At 42.2% G+C, this 16,903-nt stretch carries 12 protein-coding genes; 10 read left to right on the top strand and 2 right to left on the bottom strand.

What is annotated here, in order from left to right; genetic code table 11:
* Nucleotides 1–432: 432 nt before the first annotated feature.
* A complete protein-coding gene (locus tag H6G41_RS31300) occupies nt 433–2,739 on the bottom strand; it encodes an ATP-dependent RecD-like DNA helicase (RefSeq protein WP_190751908.1) in 2,307 nt (768 codons plus the stop codon).
* A gap of 165 nt (nt 2,740–2,904) precedes the next feature.
* Between H6G41_RS31300 and H6G41_RS31295 the strand changes: the two genes are divergently transcribed.
* From H6G41_RS31295 to H6G41_RS31275, 5 genes are all read left to right on the top strand, one after another.
* Nucleotides 2,905–3,660 (top strand): ParA family protein, encoded by a 756-nt coding sequence (locus tag H6G41_RS31295; protein ID WP_190751907.1) that lies wholly within the window; start codon nt 2,905–2,907, stop codon nt 3,658–3,660.
* Nucleotides 3,657–4,778 carry a ParB/RepB/Spo0J family partition protein gene (locus tag H6G41_RS31290; protein ID WP_190751906.1) on the top strand — a complete coding sequence of 374 codons (1,122 nt, stop codon included), beginning with the start codon at nt 3,657–3,659 and terminating at the stop codon, nt 4,776–4,778. Before H6G41_RS31295 ends, H6G41_RS31290 begins: the two co-directional genes overlap by 4 nt.
* 211 nt (nt 4,779–4,989) lie before the next feature.
* Complete coding sequence (locus tag H6G41_RS31285) at nt 4,990–5,256, top strand: type II toxin-antitoxin system ParD family antitoxin (protein ID WP_190751904.1); 267 nt, start codon at nt 4,990–4,992, stop codon at nt 5,254–5,256.
* On the top strand, nt 5,253–5,558 hold the full coding sequence (locus H6G41_RS31280; RefSeq protein WP_190751902.1) for a type II toxin-antitoxin system RelE/ParE family toxin: 306 nt from the start codon (nt 5,253–5,255) through the stop codon (nt 5,556–5,558). Before H6G41_RS31285 ends, H6G41_RS31280 begins: the two co-directional genes overlap by 4 nt.
* Nucleotides 5,559–5,717: 159 nt before the next feature.
* A complete protein-coding gene (locus H6G41_RS31275) occupies nt 5,718–8,600 on the top strand; it encodes an ATP-binding protein (RefSeq protein WP_190751900.1) in 2,883 nt (960 codons plus the stop codon).
* On the opposite strand, the gene H6G41_RS31270 is transcribed toward H6G41_RS31275, so the two are convergent.
* Nucleotides 8,595–9,239, bottom strand: coding sequence for a type I restriction enzyme HsdR N-terminal domain-containing protein (locus H6G41_RS31270; protein ID WP_190751898.1), 645 nt, complete (start codon nt 9,237–9,239; stop codon nt 8,595–8,597). The two genes, H6G41_RS31275 and H6G41_RS31270, sit on opposite strands and share 6 nt — an antisense overlap.
* Nucleotides 9,240–9,543: 304 nt before the next feature.
* Here H6G41_RS31270 and H6G41_RS31265 point away from each other — a divergent pair, with 304 nt between their 5' ends.
* The 5 genes from H6G41_RS31265 (at nt 9,544) to H6G41_RS31245 (ending at nt 16,855) form a co-directional block, all read left to right on the top strand.
* Nucleotides 9,544–10,161 carry a glutathione S-transferase family protein gene (locus tag H6G41_RS31265; RefSeq protein WP_190751896.1) on the top strand — a complete coding sequence of 206 codons (618 nt, stop codon included), beginning with the start codon at nt 9,544–9,546 and terminating at the stop codon, nt 10,159–10,161.
* 209 nt (nt 10,162–10,370) lie between these two features.
* Complete coding sequence (locus H6G41_RS31260; protein ID WP_190751894.1) at nt 10,371–11,099, top strand: hypothetical protein; 729 nt, start codon at nt 10,371–10,373, stop codon at nt 11,097–11,099.
* Between the two features lie 175 nt (nt 11,100–11,274).
* A complete protein-coding gene (locus H6G41_RS31255) occupies nt 11,275–12,984 on the top strand; it encodes a DEAD/DEAH box helicase (RefSeq protein WP_190751891.1) in 1,710 nt (569 codons plus the stop codon).
* Nucleotides 12,985–13,003: 19 nt separating this feature from the next.
* On the top strand, nt 13,004–14,044 hold the full coding sequence (locus H6G41_RS31250; protein ID WP_190751889.1) for a hypothetical protein: 1,041 nt from the start codon (nt 13,004–13,006) through the stop codon (nt 14,042–14,044).
* Between the two features lie 492 nt (nt 14,045–14,536).
* On the top strand, nt 14,537–16,855 hold the full coding sequence (locus tag H6G41_RS31245) for an ATP-binding protein (RefSeq protein ID WP_190751887.1): 2,319 nt from the start codon (nt 14,537–14,539) through the stop codon (nt 16,853–16,855).
* The last annotated feature ends 48 nt before the right edge of the window (nt 16,856–16,903 follow it).

The raw sequence follows: 16,903 nt of genomic DNA, 5'->3' as shown, positions 1-16,903 counted from the left end.
AATACAAAAAATATCTGATAATCAGATGAGAGTTACGCATTGACAAAGAACTTAATCCATGTCATTTAAGCAGCACAAACATTGGTAAGATTTTCCACAATATAGTCGCGCACAACTAAAGTGAATAGGTTTCTTTGCAATTCATACCAATTAGAAATTGTGTTTTCAGAGCGTACCTACATTTTGCATCAATAATGGACAGGGAGCTAACGACTTTCTGCGATCGCACCTTTCTCCAAGAGCCACCCCAGCTCCCCCAGCTTTAACTACGCAATAAAGGTGCGAGGTCGCACCCCCTTCCGTGCTTTGTAATTCAAGCTTTTGCGTGAGTAAAAAGTTTTATTGCTTACTTCTTGCTTACTAGATGATTGCAGGAATGAACTAAATGAGTATCATGAGAATTTTTCTGTATAACCCGCTTGGTTTCTAATATCACTCTTCCCTCATCACCAAATCAATCGCAGAGTCAATTAACTCAACCGCCGCAGTCTCATAGTGATAGGTCTTAAACTTAAACTTGCCCACTTGTTCTAGTTGCTTTGACGGGCGATGTCCATATTTTTCCTCATACATTTGTAGGGCTATAGTACCGATAGCTGTCATCTGTCCAGGCGTGGCAGTAAGTTCGCGTTCGCGCAGCCTAGACGCGACAGTGACCTTAGATAGTTTCGCACTTGCAACTCCCTTAACTTTACCTAAGTTCGAGAATGTTTTAGTTAGTTCATCAATGGGTGAGATGAGTAGAGCCATTAACCCAGTAAAGCGTTTTGCTGGTTTATCTGTCGTCACAGCAATCTTTAATGCTTCAGGTTGCCCAACCGCGATGAATGTCCCTTGAGCGCGAGTCATCGTAGTGTAAAGCAGTTGACGGGTTAACATTATGTAGTTGGACATTAATAAGGGAAAAATCACATACTGAAATTCACTACCTTGGCTCTTGTGACACGTTATACAAAATGAGTGCATGATTTGTTCAAAGTACCCAGGATAGTAGTCAACAATCGCGCCTCCTTCCCAGGCAATCTTCACCATTTGTTTTTGCTCATCTACAGCAATCACCCGCCCAGTCTCGCCATTCATCACTGGCGGGACTGTATCATAACGATTTTTCAGTTGTATCACCCTATCCCCGACTCGGTAAACCACCGATCCAGAAACGATTTCTTGCTGCTTGGAATTTTTGGGATTAAAGATAGGCTGTAGCAGCTTATTGAGATTGTGAACCCCCGCTGCCCCTTCCTTTTGGGGTGCTAACACCATCACTTGTTGATTCAAATCTACATTCTCTTTCTTCATAGATTTGACTAACTCAACAATGCTTTTAGCAGTCATTTCTGGTGATTGCGCTTCTAACATGGCGCACTCCCCCACATCCATCCACAACTTAGCCTGATTAAATTTATCTAGTGCGGGGATTGTGCCAAAATTTACGTCGCTAGCTGCATAAATAATTGGGCTTTTGTCTCGCTGTCGAAAAATGGTTTGTAATCTCGTTGTCGGTACTATTTCAGAATTCAGCAAGTCTCGCAACACCATTCCTGCCCCGACACTGGGTAATTGGTCAGAGTCTCCTACTAACAGAATTTTGGTTTTTGCGGGTAAAGCTTTCAATAGGGAATTGAACAAGAATATGTCCACCATTGAGAATTCATCAACAATTAACCAATCAATATCTAAAAGATTATTCTCGTTATAGTGAAAAGCGTGCCCTAGTCCCTGCCATTGCAGTAAACGGTGAATAGTACTGGCTTCCATTCCCGTTGCGTCTTTCATCCGGTTCGCTGCCTTTCCGGTCGGGGCTGCTAGAGCTATAGTTGCCCTAATGGATGCCAACCATTGCACCAAAGTTTTTAGCACATGGGTTTTACCGCGCCCAGGGCCGCCTGTAATTATACTAATAGGATGTTTAACTGCCATGAACAAGGCACTGATCTGTTCATCACTCAAGCGTGAGAGTTCCTTATGTTCAGCCCCTTCAAAATGGGCTAACCAGTGTTCTAGATGTTCCGTTGAGTAAGTTGGTCGGTTAACTAAAGTTTGAATTTTTAACGCTACAGACAGTTCAGCGCGGTAGGCGGCTCTTTGATAAACACTATTGGCAACCTCGCCATAAACTAAAGTTTGGTTCTCAACTAACTGACCAAGAATATTACTCAAAGATTTATAATCGGGTGTATGCTCTTGACGCTGGAGTAAAGATACCGCTCGCGCCAGCAAATGGGATTCAGGCAGAAAACAATTGCCTTCACTCAATGCTTCTTTCAAGACATGGAGTAGACCTTTAGAGTAACGAGTTTCACTTGCAAGGGGGATGCCCAAAGATATCGCCAATTCATCAGCAGTTTTAAAACCGATGCCCTCAATGTCATCAATTAATTTGTAAGGGTCGCTTTTGAGTACCGATGAGGTTTGGTGTCCGTAATAGTCACAAATCTTTAAAGTTAACCTCAATGATGTTCTCACAGCCAAAAGTTGGGCAATAGCTCCTCTTATCGGATTGGCTTTACTCTCTGACCAAGCTTTGGTAATTTTATCGATTCGAGATTTCCCAAGTCTAGGAACTGCAAGAAGCTTTTCTGGAGCGGTATCTATTACCAATAAAGTTTCATAGCCAAAGTGTTCTACAAGAGTTTGGGCAGTTTTTTTCCCAATTCCCCGGAAAAGCCCACTTTCTAAATACTGCTGGATTTCGCTCAAGGTTAGCTCTGGAAGTTTATCGACTTTAGGGAACGAAATCATCAAACACCATCCTCCTTGATGCCAGCGTCCTTGTCTAATTTGATCTGCTATAACTTATTTGATCCATTTTTCAATAAAATAGCAGCCACGAACAAAAATAAACAATGCCTATTGACATATCACCGTTATCTTAAGTTGTAATGGTGCAGGTAAACAAACTCACTTATGAGCCGAATCATCGCAGTTTTTAATCAGGCGGGAGGTGTTGCCAAAACCACCCTTACCCAAAACCTGGGCTACCAAATAGCACAATTGGGGCATCGCGTCTTGCTCATCGATATAGACCCGCAAGCCAGCTTAACGATTTTTATGGGCTTGGCTCCAAGAGAGATAGAGCAAACTGTCAACAATGCCATTGTGGATGAACAACCCCTGCCAATTCATGAGGGAATTCATGGTATGGATTTAGCCCCTGCCAATATCTCTCTGAGTACGGCAGAAATGCAATTGGTTAATGCTTCCATGCGCGACTTCCGCCTGAGAGAAGCCATTGAGCCAATTGAAGACAATTACGATTTCATATTAATAGATTGCCCTCCCAGTTTAGGGCTACTCTCTTACATCTCCCTTGTAGCTGCAACTCATGTTCTTGTGCCTCTAGAAACCCATTTCAAAGCTTTTGAAGGTACAGGCGAACTATTAAAAACTGTTGCTACCGTCCGCAATAAACCCAACCGTAAACTACTTCTAGCCGGGTTTGTACCCACAAAATACGATGCCCGTAATTCTCAGGACACTCGTACCTTAGCAGCTATCACCGAACAACTAGCGAACGCTGGAACAATATTCCCACCCATTCCTCGCTCCACTGCTTTTGTTGATGCTTCAGAAGAACGAATGCCCCTGGCGGTTTACGACCCTAAGCACCCATCTATTGCCATCTTGAAAAAAATAGCCGTTAGTTTGGAAGCATTAAAATGAGACGCACCAAAGCCAGTCAACCTCTCAAAAGCAAAATAGAAGTCCCTTGGGACACTACAGGCGTACTTAATGCTGGTTCTCCCCAATCCATGCCATTAGAGCAGATTATTCTGCCACCGACACAACCACGCCGTTACTTTGACCCGGAAGCATTAAAGCAGTTAACCGAATCCATAAAACAGCATGGCATCCTGCAACCGCTTTTAGTACGCCCCCTTGATGCAGAAAAACACGAACTAGTAGCAGGAGAACGTCGCTATCGCGCAGCCCAAGAAATTGGTTTCAAAGAAGTTCCCGTTGTCATCAGAGAATTAGACGATAAAGCAGCTTTTCAACTGGCACTGATAGAAAACTTACTTCGGGAAGACCTTAACCCAGTCGAAGAAACTGAAGGTATTCTGCAATTGCTAGCTCTCAAACTCGGTCGCAGCGTTGAGGAGATACCGCCTTTACTGCGCCGCTTGCAACACGAACGCAAAGAAGCGGCTAATTCTTCCAATAACGTTATTGGAAAACAGGAATCAGCCTCAGATAATGCTGAACAGGATGATGTTGTCAAAGATGAAGACGCGAAATTAGATTCTGACAATAATGTTATTGTCAAACAGGAATTGGATGCCGAGGAAACTTCCAATAACGTTATTGGAAAAGATGGAAGCAATGAACAGCATGGCTCAAACCCAGTCAATCCAGTAAATCCCGACCTCAAAATTGTTGAGGAAGTATTTGAAGGCTTAGGTTTAATGACTTGGGAATCATTTGCTAATAACCGCCTCCCCTTGCTTAACCTCCCAGAAGACATCCTTGACGCACTAAGACAAGGCTCACTAGAGTACACTAAAGCCAAAGCCATCGCCCAGATTAAGGATACTTCAGAGCGTGTTGACTTTTTAGAACAAGCTATTGCTAACAATTGGTCTTTAAGCGAAATCAAACAACGCATCAGTGAAAAGAAAAGCCCAGCCTCTACCCCCAACACCGAGTCTAACAATTACAAAGAACGTTTTAATGCTGCAACCACCAAGCTAAGAAAGTCGAGTATTTGGTCAGACCCGAAGAAGCGCAAGCAAATAGAAAAATTACTTGCACAACTAGAGGCATTGACAAATGTTGAATGAGGAAAGTTATTACTGCTCCCGTTTCTCTGTTTTTTTCTCTTGCAGGGAACATCTTTCCTGAAGTGATAGCCAAAGCGTCATCAAAAAAAACGAGAGTCAATTACTGACTTTCTCGTTCTCTCTATTGAAAATGATGGCTTAGGACGTAGACGGGACGTTTAAGATTGTCATAATAAAGGGTAATCCAGTGAATCCACAATAGGCCAAAATCATGAATATTCAACTCAAGCCCGAAGATGAGCAATTTATTCAAACACAAATTGCCAGAGGTAAATATGAAAATCCAGAAGAAGTTATTAGTAAAGCATTGAAACTGTTAGATAAGTGGGAAAAGGGTTATCAAAATTGGGTTGAAGAAACCCGTCATCAAGTGGAAGTTGCTGCCCAGTCCTTAGATAGAGGCGAAGGTGTTGACGGGGAAGTTGTAGTTGAGCGACTGCGGGAGAAACTGCGTCAAGCCAGAGAAAATCAATCATGAAGCGGCACATTATCTCCCCAGAGGCAAATCAGGATTTAGAAGCAATTATTGATTATTTTACGACTCGTAATATTGATGCAGGAGAGCGTTTTGTTGATGAGTTTAATAAAAAATGTAGATATCTTGCTAATTTCCCCAACATGGGACGCAGTTATGCAGATATTAAGGATTATTTGCGAGGTGTCCCCTTAGATGGTTACATCATTCTTTACCGAGTTACAGATAGCGGAATTGAAATTTTACGTGTAGTTAGCGGTTATAGAGATTTAGAGTCTCTATTTGAAGATTCTGGTGATGATTGAGCAAGGATTTGTCGCCCATAACATTATGCTCAACTATATATAATTATTAAAAATTTTGTGAAAAACTGTTTACTACTCCGGGATGTTGGCGACAAACGAGAAAAAAGATTAAGTTAGGTAAGAGTGCCAGTTAGTACAGTCGCTCCCATAAGTATTTCCATGCTAAAGTCAGAAAAACTTATCCAGATAGTACAAGCTTGGTTAAGCTACATCAGGTTAGAAGAACTGACTCAAGCAGAGGTCGAGCGTTCTTCAGATATTTATTCAAAGGTAGTAGATAAGGGAGTGCAGCTTGTTAATAACAAGTTACTCTTAGATAGCGAAGTCTTTACAAGATTCCAGCAACAGCAACAAGCAGCTAAAAGAGGTAACAAAAATGATGTTCAGATGGCTGTTGCTTTCCCACAAATCTATATAATCCAAGGCAAGGGAAAAGAGCAAAAGCTGAAATACCTGCCTTTATTCACCATTGATATTTCACCCATTCTCAAAGGTAATTATCGCAAAACAGGCTGGGACTTGACCGAATACGAGTTTCAGCCAGTGGTTGTTAATTTAATGCGGCTGTACTCTTTAGAAGAAGAGCAAGCTGAATCCCTGATTGTTTCGTCAGGAATTTTGAAATTTCTAGAAGACACATTTAAGGGGAGCTTCCCAACGCTTCGAGACTTTCTTGAACTTGTAGACTTGCCTGATGGAAAATATAAAACTTGTCGGCAACCTTACTTGCTGCGTTGCGATTTTACGCCCTATAACGCCCTGCTGAAGCTTGACCTGCAAGAAATCCTCAAGCAACTGCAACAACCAGGCTCTTTGAGTGAATGGCTAACGGGAATTCACCCAGCGATGCAGTACCTCTGGGGTCAGCCACAATCACCCACACATGAGGTGATGTTCTGGGGAGCTTTCCCATCCCACGCTCCTGATGAATTTCAAGCGTCCGTCCTCAAACACGCCCAGGAGAATTTACTAACTGCTGTTTGTGGCCCACCGGGGACTGGAAAAACAGAAGTGTTTCTGCACCTCATAGCACAGCAAATAGTGGAGCGGGCTTTACGACTTGTTCACGGTGAAGATGATGCAAATAATTTAATATTCTTTGTTGGCACTAATAACAGCACCGTTAAAAAATTCCAACAACGACTGACTATCAATTCTTCTGCTCAACAGTTTTATCTTCCTGGCGGCAACCAAACTAATATCCGTAAGGAAACCCTACCTAAACTGCAATCAACCCAAGATTGGCTGCGTCATGCTGAATTTGATCAATCTGCTTGGCAACAAGCCAAAAAAGAACTACTGCAAACAGAAAGCGAAATTCAGCGACTAACAGAGCAAAACTACTTTGATGCAAAGCAACAAGTTACCGATGTCGAACGGCGATCGCAATTGGATGTAGAAATCCAATCTCTCAATAACGAGATTGCTGCTAAGTCTTCCCAGTTACAAACCCTAACTGAACAGCTATCGAGTTTATCGGATTATGCAAATTTTCCCCTTGATGCCTACCAGCAAATAAAAGAAGCTTTATTCCAGGCAGAACGCGAACTACCAAAAGAGTCTGACTCCATCACAAAACGCGCCTTAGACTGGCTTAGTGTGACTACCGATAAGCTAATTTTTAAACGTCTGGCAAATCGAATTAACCCTGCTGTTTTAAATACTTTGGCTACAGCCCATCCATTTCAAATGCCTCTTGACCGCTCCAGTTTAATCACAGCATTGACCTCTGTTAACCAAAAACTGGAGTTCAAAAAGCAATGGCAGAGTCTTAACCGAGAAGTAACTGAAATTCAAAGCCAAATAACGGTTTTCAATAAGGAACTAGAGTTAAAACTTTTCAGACATCAACAAATTCAAACACAACTTGATAGTTACCCACAAGGGGATTTCTACAATCGTTTTTACCATAACCACCACTCATTGCAGCTAGAACTATTTCAACGCGCCTGGGCGTTTCTGTTGCAAGAAACTCTCCGGCGCAAGGATAGCGTGATGAGAGCATTAGAAACTTATGGCAGCGTATTGATGGGCGATGGACAGGCTCTGCTCAAACTGGAAACTGAGAGTGATGCCATCTACCGTGACTTGAGTTTGATTTTCCCTGTGATTAGCTCCAGCCTGCAATCAATACGTAATATGCTGCCAATTCTTCATCCCAATATCGTAAAGCAGGCACTGGTGGATGAAGCAGGGACAACTCTTGTACATCAATTATTTCCTTTGCTAGTGCGATCGCAAAAAGCAGTAGTAGCTGGCGACCCCCAACAAATTGAGCCAATAGTTAACCTTTGCGACGATACCATTAAACAATATCTGAGAACTGCCTTTCTAGATGTAGGCATGGGGAATGAAGACTACTATCGCTATGCCCCCACTGCCAAATACACAGCTACTGCTTATCATCGAGCAGCTGGTGTTAATGGTACGGAAGGAGACTTAGGCAATGGCATTATTCTCTCTAATCATTACCGTTGCACCCCGGATATTATTCAGTTTTGCAGCCCTAACTATCCTGGTGGTCTGCAAATCCTTTCAGATCATCGCCAGACTGCAACAGAACCACATCTACTGGCTTACCACGTCGAGGGAAGCCACACCCATAACACCAATCCAGAAGAAATCAATGCTGTAGAAACTGTTATAACGTCCTTGCTTAAGCATGGCTATTCTATTGGCTCGGATGACAACTCAAAGACAATTGGTGTAATGTCGCCGTTTTTGCAGCAAGCTAACGCGCTGAGGTATCGGCTATCTAATCGGTGGCGAAACTTTTCTTGGGATGATATTGGCACAGTTCACACCTTCCAGGGTGGAGAAAAAGCAGCTATTATCTTTTCTCCTTACCAGTGTCACCAAGAGCATAGTTTTTGGTTTCTCAACCGCAAACCCAATTTACTAAATACTGCCGTTAGTAGAGCAAAGGAATTATTTGTTTTGGTGGGCAATCTCAGGGAACTAGAATTAGCAGGCGGTGAAACCAAGCGGTTGGTTGAACACATTCGGCTACATGGTGAAACCGAAACTTGCGGCAGACTATGAGAGATCACAGATTACCTGACCAATACGCTTAAGAATTTGCAAAATGTTGTACAGTTCTTTGGCAGATGTAAACAGAGCAAAGACCCGTGACAAGTCATATTGTTGTCTGTCGGCTTCTCGCTTCACTTTGATAAATAAAACATCGTCCCCATTTGTTACCATACCAAACACAGGTTTATCGGGTTGAGGGTTAGCCATCAAATAAGCTAGAGCTTGCGGTACAGCCGACCAAATCGAAAGCGTGGTTTTTTTGGACTCTAACACCATCACCCACAACCGATTTTGTAGCACCAAAACATCAATTCGACCACGCAGCACTTCCTCGTCATCATCCAGTACCAAATCCACAGATGATTCTGCTTTAATCCTGAAAGGAGGGTCGTAAAATCCAGACAGTCCTAACAATGGCGACACCACAAGCAACATGACTGTTCCTTCTAACAAATCACCCTCGCCACGGTGGTAAAGATATCTACGCCGTAGTACATCCAAGGCGGTTTTTTCTGCTTCCGTAATTTCGGGCAATTCGCTAGACCACTCTGGAAAAAATTGTTCTGATTCAATGCGAACTAAACCAAAGCGGTTTTCTGCTTCACTCAAACTGGTAATCGTTTCTGTGATTGCTGTTATCTGTGTCATTCTTTCTTCACAGCTGGTGTTCTCTTCTGGGTTATGCTTTCTTTTACTGTATCGGTTGGATTTTCCCTTGTGCTTAATCCAATTGTATTACTGCATTAAAGAAAGCTAAACTTTTCAGAGATCGCCTTTTTGATTCTTTCAAAGTGATTCATCAGAAAGACGAACTATTTCAAGAAATCTCTAAGCAACCCAAGGATTATAATTACCTAGTAGTTGATTGTCCCGCCGGACGTTTAGATGTGAAATAAAAGTAATTTTCTTATTGGAGACTCTCTCTATAACAGAGCTTAAGATGGAAATATCTATGAATAGAATATTGTATTATCATCAACAATCAAACTTTTCTCGAAAAATTCGCATATTGTTAACAGAGAAAATTTTAGATTGCGAACTCAAAGAAGTTAATCTTTTCAATAAACCTCCTGAATTTCTAAAAATTTCTCCTATTGGTAAAGTACCGGTGTTTGTAGAAGAAGATGGTACAGTTATTTGGGATTCTACATTAATTGCGGAGTATTTGGATCAAACTTATCCACAACCTAGTTTTTACCCAAGTAATCCTCGAAAACGGCTTGAGTGTCGAAAATGGGAAGAATTAGCAGATAATTTAGGTGATAATATTATCAACTTATGGGTACTAAATTTGACCAATGATTTAGCCCCGACTCGTTATCGGACAAAATTAGAAACGTCAATTAATCGCCTTTTAGCAATTTTCGAGCAACAATTAGCCCAGTCTCAATACTTATTAGGTGATGACACATGGACAGCAGCGGATGTGGCAGCATTATGTTCCGTGGGGTACTATAACTTTCGCTTAAATGAAGATTGGGTTTTGCAGTATCCTAACTTAGGAAATTGGTTTAATCAATTACACGAGCGCGAGTCAGTCAAGTCAACTATTCCTATGCCTTTGAATTAACAATGTTTTATCGTGCAGCATCTTGAAGACCTGTTGCTCCCTGTTCAACAGCTTGCACGTACCGAGAAATCACCAGCCATCAACCCATACAGCAACAGTAGCGACCTCCTGGCAAACTTTACCAGTGTAGTATCTCATGGCTTTTTATTTGCTAACTTACCAATATAGTACATTAATACTAAGTATTGTTATGAATTCAATTCAATCATATGAGACAAGTAGTTAAGCAAATTAAAGAGCGTAAGAAAGTTGAACTCAAACGGAAAGATATTAAATACGAACTTTGGCGTTTGGATGATGCTGAATTTAGGAGGCTTAGGCAAAAGAGCCTTCCTATTAGAGATGATCATATGTTTTATATGCACTTTTATCTTTCAGAACGTGAGAACAAAAATAAACTCAATCTAGCTGAAATTTTTGTGGCTTTAACAGACTTGTTTGGCGAAAGCAGTGATTGGATTGATGATTGGAAAGGTTCTTTTTCTTTTCCCGTATTAATGATTTTGGAAAAAGTACAAGGGAAATTTTTCTATTTGATAGATATCTATGATAATCGCGGTACACTCTACTTCAGCTTCTACAGAGTTTTAGAGAGCGATGTAGAAGGTTACGATCATCAAATACTGCGTGAACCTTTTGAACTAGAATTTTCTCGTCAAGAAATCAACTATTTTATCAGCTACTTTTATGGTTATCTTGAAGGCTCTTTTCAGAGTAGAAAACTCTTGATACCATCTGAGCAATTTTTTAAGAAAATTGGTTCAAATCTGATTATTTATGGGTATAAAGATGAACATTATTTTGAGGAACAGTACCAATCTCCAGAAGAATATCAGACAGCTATTGAAAATCTAGAGTCCATCGGAATTAGTTCTAAGACTTCACAAGATGTCAACGATATTTTGCAAACAATAACTAGCGAAATTGTCGATAAATAAATGTGTGAACTAGTAGCGATACTTAAACTTTTTGAGTAAAAAACAAGCGCCCTAAAGGTATGCAGCTTCCACTCTCTCTGAAGTTTAAAGGTGAGTGCCTTTTAGCACCCCTGGATAATAATGGTATCTTTTAGGTGTGCGGGAAGTGGTCAAAAGTAGCTAGTAAGGGCGCATTATGGAGAAAAACTATACATTTAAATTTAATTCTTCCACTGCCTTAGAAGCCCTTCAAGTCGGTAAATATGACCCAATTAACTTTTACGAGGCGCGTCTTGACCTGTTCAACCTCTCGGTAATGGCAGATTACGATCAGCTAATTTGCCTGCCCACCCTCACTGCTATTGATAAATATTGGTATCAGATTGAAACAGCCCGAAAAGTCCTCAGACAACTGGGGGGACGGGCATTACTAGCGGATGAAGTAGGATTGGGCAAAACCATTGAAGCTGGATTAATCATAGCCGAATACTTGGCTAGGGGTATGGTACAGTCCCTCCTAGTGTTAACTCCCGCATCCCTAGTTTCCCAATGGCAATCAGAGTTAAGTGACAAATTTAATATCGCCACTATCACCACAGATAACCGTGACCCCCAACAACCAATAGAATCTTTTTGGGCAGATAATCCGCGAATTATCGCTTCATTAAACACGGCTAAGTCTGCTAAACATTATCCCCACGTCACCAGTCGCACTTGGGACTTGGTTGTTGTCGATGAAGCCCACCACCTGAAAAATCGCACTACCCTCAACTGGAAACTGGTCAATGCCCTGAATAAGCGGTTTATCCTCATGCTTACTGCTACGCCCGTGCAGAACTCCCTTGTGGAATTGTTTAATCTGCTAACTCTCCTCAAACCGGGACTACTACAAACAGAAGCTGCTTTTAAAAAAGAATATGTCGATTCGAGAAATGGACGAGTCCCTAAAAATCCAGAAAAGTTACGCTCTCTGATGCGGGAAGTCATGGTACGAAATACCCGCGCTCTAGTAGATGTCAAACTGCCCAAGCGCTTCGCCACCACAATTACCGTTACCCCGGCAGCAGGCGAGGAAAAACTTTACCAGGACTTGAGCGAGTATTTGCGGAAAGAAGAGTCCAAGCTTGATAGACTCTCCCGTACCAATTTGCTGATGCGTGCTGGTTCATCCCCCGGTGCTTTGGCTGACTCCCTCAAGCAACTGACTCTTCGCTTACCCGATGAAGAACTCAAGTCTTTAGCAAGACGAGCTGCCCAAGTAAAGCAGGTCGAGAAAGCAAAAGCATTGGTAGATATGCTGTCAAAATCTCGCCAGAAAACCTTGGTTTTCACAACCCATAAAGCAACTAGCACTTATTTGGCTAAAACTCTGGAAGCTGCAAATATCCCCTTTGCGGAATTTCAGGGTGGGATGTCCCTTAAACAGAAAGATGAGGCCATAGCCGCCTTTCGAGATAATGTTTCTGTACTGCTGGCATCTGAAACAGGCGGCGAAGGACGTAACATTCAGTTTGCCAATGCGATTGTTAATTATGACCTGCCTTGGAACCCAATGAAGATAGAACAGCGCATTGGTCGTATTCACCGCATCGGACAAACCCAAGATGTGTTTATTTTTAATTTTTGTCTCAAGGGTAGTATCGAAGAATATATTCTGCGGATATTGCACGACAAAATTAATATGTTTGAACTGGTGGTTGGAGAGATTGAAACAATTTTAGGGAATGTGGATGATGAATTTGACTTTAGTGAAATTGTCATGGATATCTGGCTTAAACATCAGGTCAAACCCGAATTAGATACAGCCTTTGACCAATTGGCAGATAATTTGTTGAAAGCCAAAAACCAATATCAGCAAACTCAAGAACTGGATGAACAGATTTTTGGCGAAGATTTTGAAGCTTGAGAGATTTATTTAATTAGATATGATTTCCGACCCGATTATTGCTACCTTAGAAAAAATTGTTTCTCTCCATGACGGAATAGCAGAACCTGCTAGTGAACACATTTTAAATGCGTTATTAACTGAAAATATAGCATCCCTTCTTTCCCTCCCCGAAGAAGTTACATTTACAACTAAAGTTGATGTACCTCAAAGTGTTTTTGTTACCTATCATTCAGAAGTATTAAATAAATTATCAGACCTATTAGCTACTAAAGGACTGATTAGTGCCTTGGGTGTGAAATTTGATGGCTATTTAAAAACTACAGGGTTTGAAAAGACCATCTCAGAGAGATTCGTAGTGCAAAATGGTTTAATTCGTTTTGTAGAAGCTAAACCAGAAATCACTCGTTACATTCTGTGTAATGTGGCTTACACAGCGAATGCAGATGAAAAAAGAATTGGTTTAGTGTCGTTTATTATCAATGAACTAACAGGAGTGACACCAGTAGAAATCGGTGATGCTTTGTTCTGGAAGTCTGACAGAATTTCTGTTGATAATCAAGAAACACCATTATTTATCCCTTTTGATGAATTGTTGAAGTTAATCGAACATCAAAGTGCAATATTGATTGGAACATCTCTAGAAAATTGGCAGGCTAAATTAACAAGAGCAAGAGCTAGAGATGAAGACAGACTCAAGGCTTATTACAATACAATAAGCTCAGAAATTCGCAACAAGATTGTGTCAAAACATTTGGAGGGTGATGATAAAGATAAGGAACTAGCACGAATTGAAGCCACTAATAGAGAGTTAGAAAGAAAATTGTTAGATATCCAAGAGCGTTACGCAATGAGTGTGGAAGCTTGGTTGCACAGTGCCATGATTATTCATTTACCTACAGTACATATTCAATGTGAATTGCAAAGGAAGAAAGCAAAACGAACTGTAACAGCAGTTTGGAATCCATTCACTAAAATTATTGAGCCGCTACGCTGCTCTTTATCAGGAGAACCTGTTTACGATTTCTATTTAGATGACAAGGAAGCTAACATTATCTCACCGACAGTTTGGAAGAAGTAATTGGTGATATTTCCGCTACTAAAGGAGGTTTAGATGAAATTGTCACACCTGCATAACACTTACCATTAGATGGTGGTGTCCGCATCGAGCTAGTAGGGGCAGGTATAGCCTAGCTGACATCAAGTGCAAACGTACACCATTTAGTTGAAATTTGCTTGTTCTCATAACATTGCCTAAAATAAGCCAAACTAGGCATTGATTTTTATATAAACAAGAAAGCAGAGCATCGCTGCCACCTGGCTTAGGCATCCAGTTAGGCTGCTATGCAGTAAGATACCTATAAGAAAAGTTTATCGACTTTCACCCCGTATCTTAATTTAAAAATTAATAATTAAATTTGAACTGAAAAATTTAAAAGTAACTTATAATTTGCCTTTATTTGATAGTTTTTTAAATGGCGCAGTTTCTTAATTAAAAATTACGAGTTAGTAATTCTTCAAGGCATTTTTGATAGCAGGAAAATTCATGATGGGTAATCAGGAAGCAGCCTCTATGGACTGGCTTATCGGTGGTGGAGAGATGGGCAAGCTGATTCGCTCAATCGACTGGTCGAAGACACCACTAGGGGCGATCGCTTCTTGGCCTCAAAGCTTACGAACAACTGTCAGCCTTTGCCTTGCTTCTAATTTCCCCATCTCTATTTCCTGGGGGCCGAACTATATCCAGATTTACAATGACGGCTACTGGCCCATCTGTGGCAAGAAACATCCCCACTCTATGGGGCAAGATTTCCGAGAATGTTGGGCTTCAGCATGGCCAGCCATTGGCGAAGCATTTAACCGTGCTTGTGAAGGGGAGGCTTCCTACCTGGAAAATCAGCGGATTTTTCTTGATCGCAACGGTTATATGGAGGAGACATTTTTTACGTTTTCCTTTAGTCCGATCCGCGACGAAACAGGTGGTGTCGGTGGACTGTTCCATCCTGTGATCGAGTTGACTCAGCAAACTCTGGCGGAACGGCGACTTCAGGTATTACGGGATTTATCTGACCAAACGACGGATACTAAAACTGTGTCCGCAGCGATCGCCGCAGTAGCCCAGACACTAGCTCAGCACGATCTCGACTTGCCTTTTGTGCTGATCTATTTGGTTGATTCTGATGCCAAGCAGGCGCGGCTAGTAGAAAGTGTCGGTTTACCAAAAGATACGATCACCAGCCCAACGTTAGTAAATTTAGATGCTGCGTCGCTAACGATGTGGCCGTTGGCGGATGTAGTGCGATCGCCGCATTCGCTACAGGTTGATGGCTTGCAGGATCGGTGGGGTGAATTGTCTTGCGGCCCCTATCCGGAGTCGCCGCAAACTGCATTGGTGTTACCGATTCGCTTGCCAGGTGCAGAACACCCAATGGTATTGCTGGTGGCTGGAGTCAGCTCTCGGCGACCGCTCGATCAGCCTTACCGCCAATTCTACAAGATGCTGGGCGATGCAGTTACCAACGGCTTATCAAAAGCCCGTGCTTATGAAGCCGAAAGCAAGCGGGCAGAAGCACTGGCAGAGATTGATCGCGCTAAAACCGTTTTCTTCAGCAATGTCTCCCATGAGTTTCGCACACCGCTAACCTTGATGCTGGCTCCACTAGAGGATGCGCTAAGTGATACAGAGGCTCCCTTACCTCCTAGCCAACGCGATCGCATGGAAATTGTACAGCGGAACGGCTTAAGATTGCTCAAACTGGTCAATACTCTACTAGATTTCTCGCGCATTGAAGCCGGACGCATTCAAGCAGTTTATCAGCCAACGGATTTATCAAAATGGACAGCCGAACTTGCCAGCACCTTTCGCTCCTTGATTGAACGTGCTGGGTTGTCTTTGGTTGTGGAATGCGCTCCATTATCGGCTCCGGTCTACGTTGATCGGGAAATGTGGGAAAAAATTGTCTTCAATTTGTTATCTAATGCATTTAAGTTTACATTTGCTGGTCAGATTACAGTTCGCTTGCAGGATGTTGCCGATCGCATTGAATTAACTGTTGCGGATACAGGTATTGGCATTTCCTCCAACGAAATCCCTCATTTATTTGAAAGGTTTCACCGAGTCAAAGAAGCACAGGGTCGCAGTTTTGAAGGTTCAGGCATTGGCCTGTCCTTGGTGCAGGAGTTAGTGAAATTGCATGGTGGTACTGTTCATATCACCAGCGAATTAGGTCAAGGTAGTTGCTTTCGGGTCGTCATCCCTACTGGATTTGCCCATTTACCTAGTGAGCACATTGGTACCTCGCGCACCTTAGCATCTACAGCAATGGGAGCATCTGCTTATATTGAAGAAGCGTGGCGTTGGCTACCAATAGGAAGAGATGGAGAAGAAATCTTATCTTTTGCCCCCTCCGCTTCCTCTGCTTCCTCTGCCCCTTCTACTCCCTCTACTCCCTGTGCCCGTATCCTGCTGGTTGATGATAATGCTGATATGCGTGACTATGCCAAGCGCTTGCTGGAGCAACGCTATCAAGTCCAAGCCGTTGCTGATGGCATAGAAGCGATCGCTGCTGTCAGTCAACATATTCCTGATTTGGTGTTGACAGATGTGATGATGCCGCGGTTAGATGGCTTTGGGCTACTGCGGGAACTGCGATCTAACCCCCAGACGCGAGAACTGCCGATCATTCTACTTTCTGCCCGTGCAGGGGAAGAATCGCGCATTGAAGGATTGGCAGCAGGAGCGGATGATTACCTGATTAAGCCTTTCTCAACACGTGAACTGCTGATACGGGTGGAAGCAGCTTTAAAACTGGCACAAATTCGCCGAGAAGCTGCTATACGGGGAAGAGCTGGCGAAGCTGTCACCAAGTGCAAACTAAACAGTTTAGTTTAAAAACCAAGCGTAACCATAGAGGTTTATCTTTATTCAAGGCGATTTATT

The sequence above is a fragment of the Tolypothrix sp. FACHB-123 genome (assembly GCF_014697075.1).
GTDB lineage: Bacteria > Cyanobacteriota > Cyanobacteriia > Cyanobacteriales > Nostocaceae > Aulosira.
Note: the sequence above shows the minus strand (reverse complement) of the source record. Positions and strands in the feature narration are given on the sequence as shown.

Bases quoted from the DNA above. Each gene is read 5' to 3' on its own strand.
- H6G41_RS31260 (WP_190751894.1), top strand. From the start codon at position 10,371: ATGAGACAAGTAGTTAAGCAAATTAAAGAGCGTAAGAAAGTTGAACTC.
- H6G41_RS31290 (WP_190751906.1), top strand. From the start codon at position 3,657: ATGAGACGCACCAAAGCCAGTCAACCTCTCAAAAGCAAAATAGAAGTC.
- H6G41_RS31300 (WP_190751908.1), bottom strand. From the start codon at position 2,739: ATGATTTCGTTCCCTAAAGTCGATAAACTTCCAGAGCTAACCTTGAGC.
- H6G41_RS31285 (WP_190751904.1), top strand. From the start codon at position 4,990: ATGAATATTCAACTCAAGCCCGAAGATGAGCAATTTATTCAAACACAA.
- H6G41_RS31245 (WP_190751887.1), top strand. From the start codon at position 14,537: ATGGACTGGCTTATCGGTGGTGGAGAGATGGGCAAGCTGATTCGCTCA.
- H6G41_RS31255 (WP_190751891.1), top strand. From the start codon at position 11,275: ATGGAGAAAAACTATACATTTAAATTTAATTCTTCCACTGCCTTAGAA.
- H6G41_RS31270 (WP_190751898.1), bottom strand. From the start codon at position 9,239: ATGACACAGATAACAGCAATCACAGAAACGATTACCAGTTTGAGTGAA.
- H6G41_RS31265 (WP_190751896.1), top strand. From the start codon at position 9,544: ATGAATAGAATATTGTATTATCATCAACAATCAAACTTTTCTCGAAAA.
- H6G41_RS31295 (WP_190751907.1), top strand. From the start codon at position 2,905: ATGAGCCGAATCATCGCAGTTTTTAATCAGGCGGGAGGTGTTGCCAAA.
- H6G41_RS31275 (WP_190751900.1), top strand. From the start codon at position 5,718: ATGCTAAAGTCAGAAAAACTTATCCAGATAGTACAAGCTTGGTTAAGC.
- H6G41_RS31280 (WP_190751902.1), top strand. From the start codon at position 5,253: ATGAAGCGGCACATTATCTCCCCAGAGGCAAATCAGGATTTAGAAGCA.
- H6G41_RS31250 (WP_190751889.1), top strand. From the start codon at position 13,004: ATGATTTCCGACCCGATTATTGCTACCTTAGAAAAAATTGTTTCTCTC.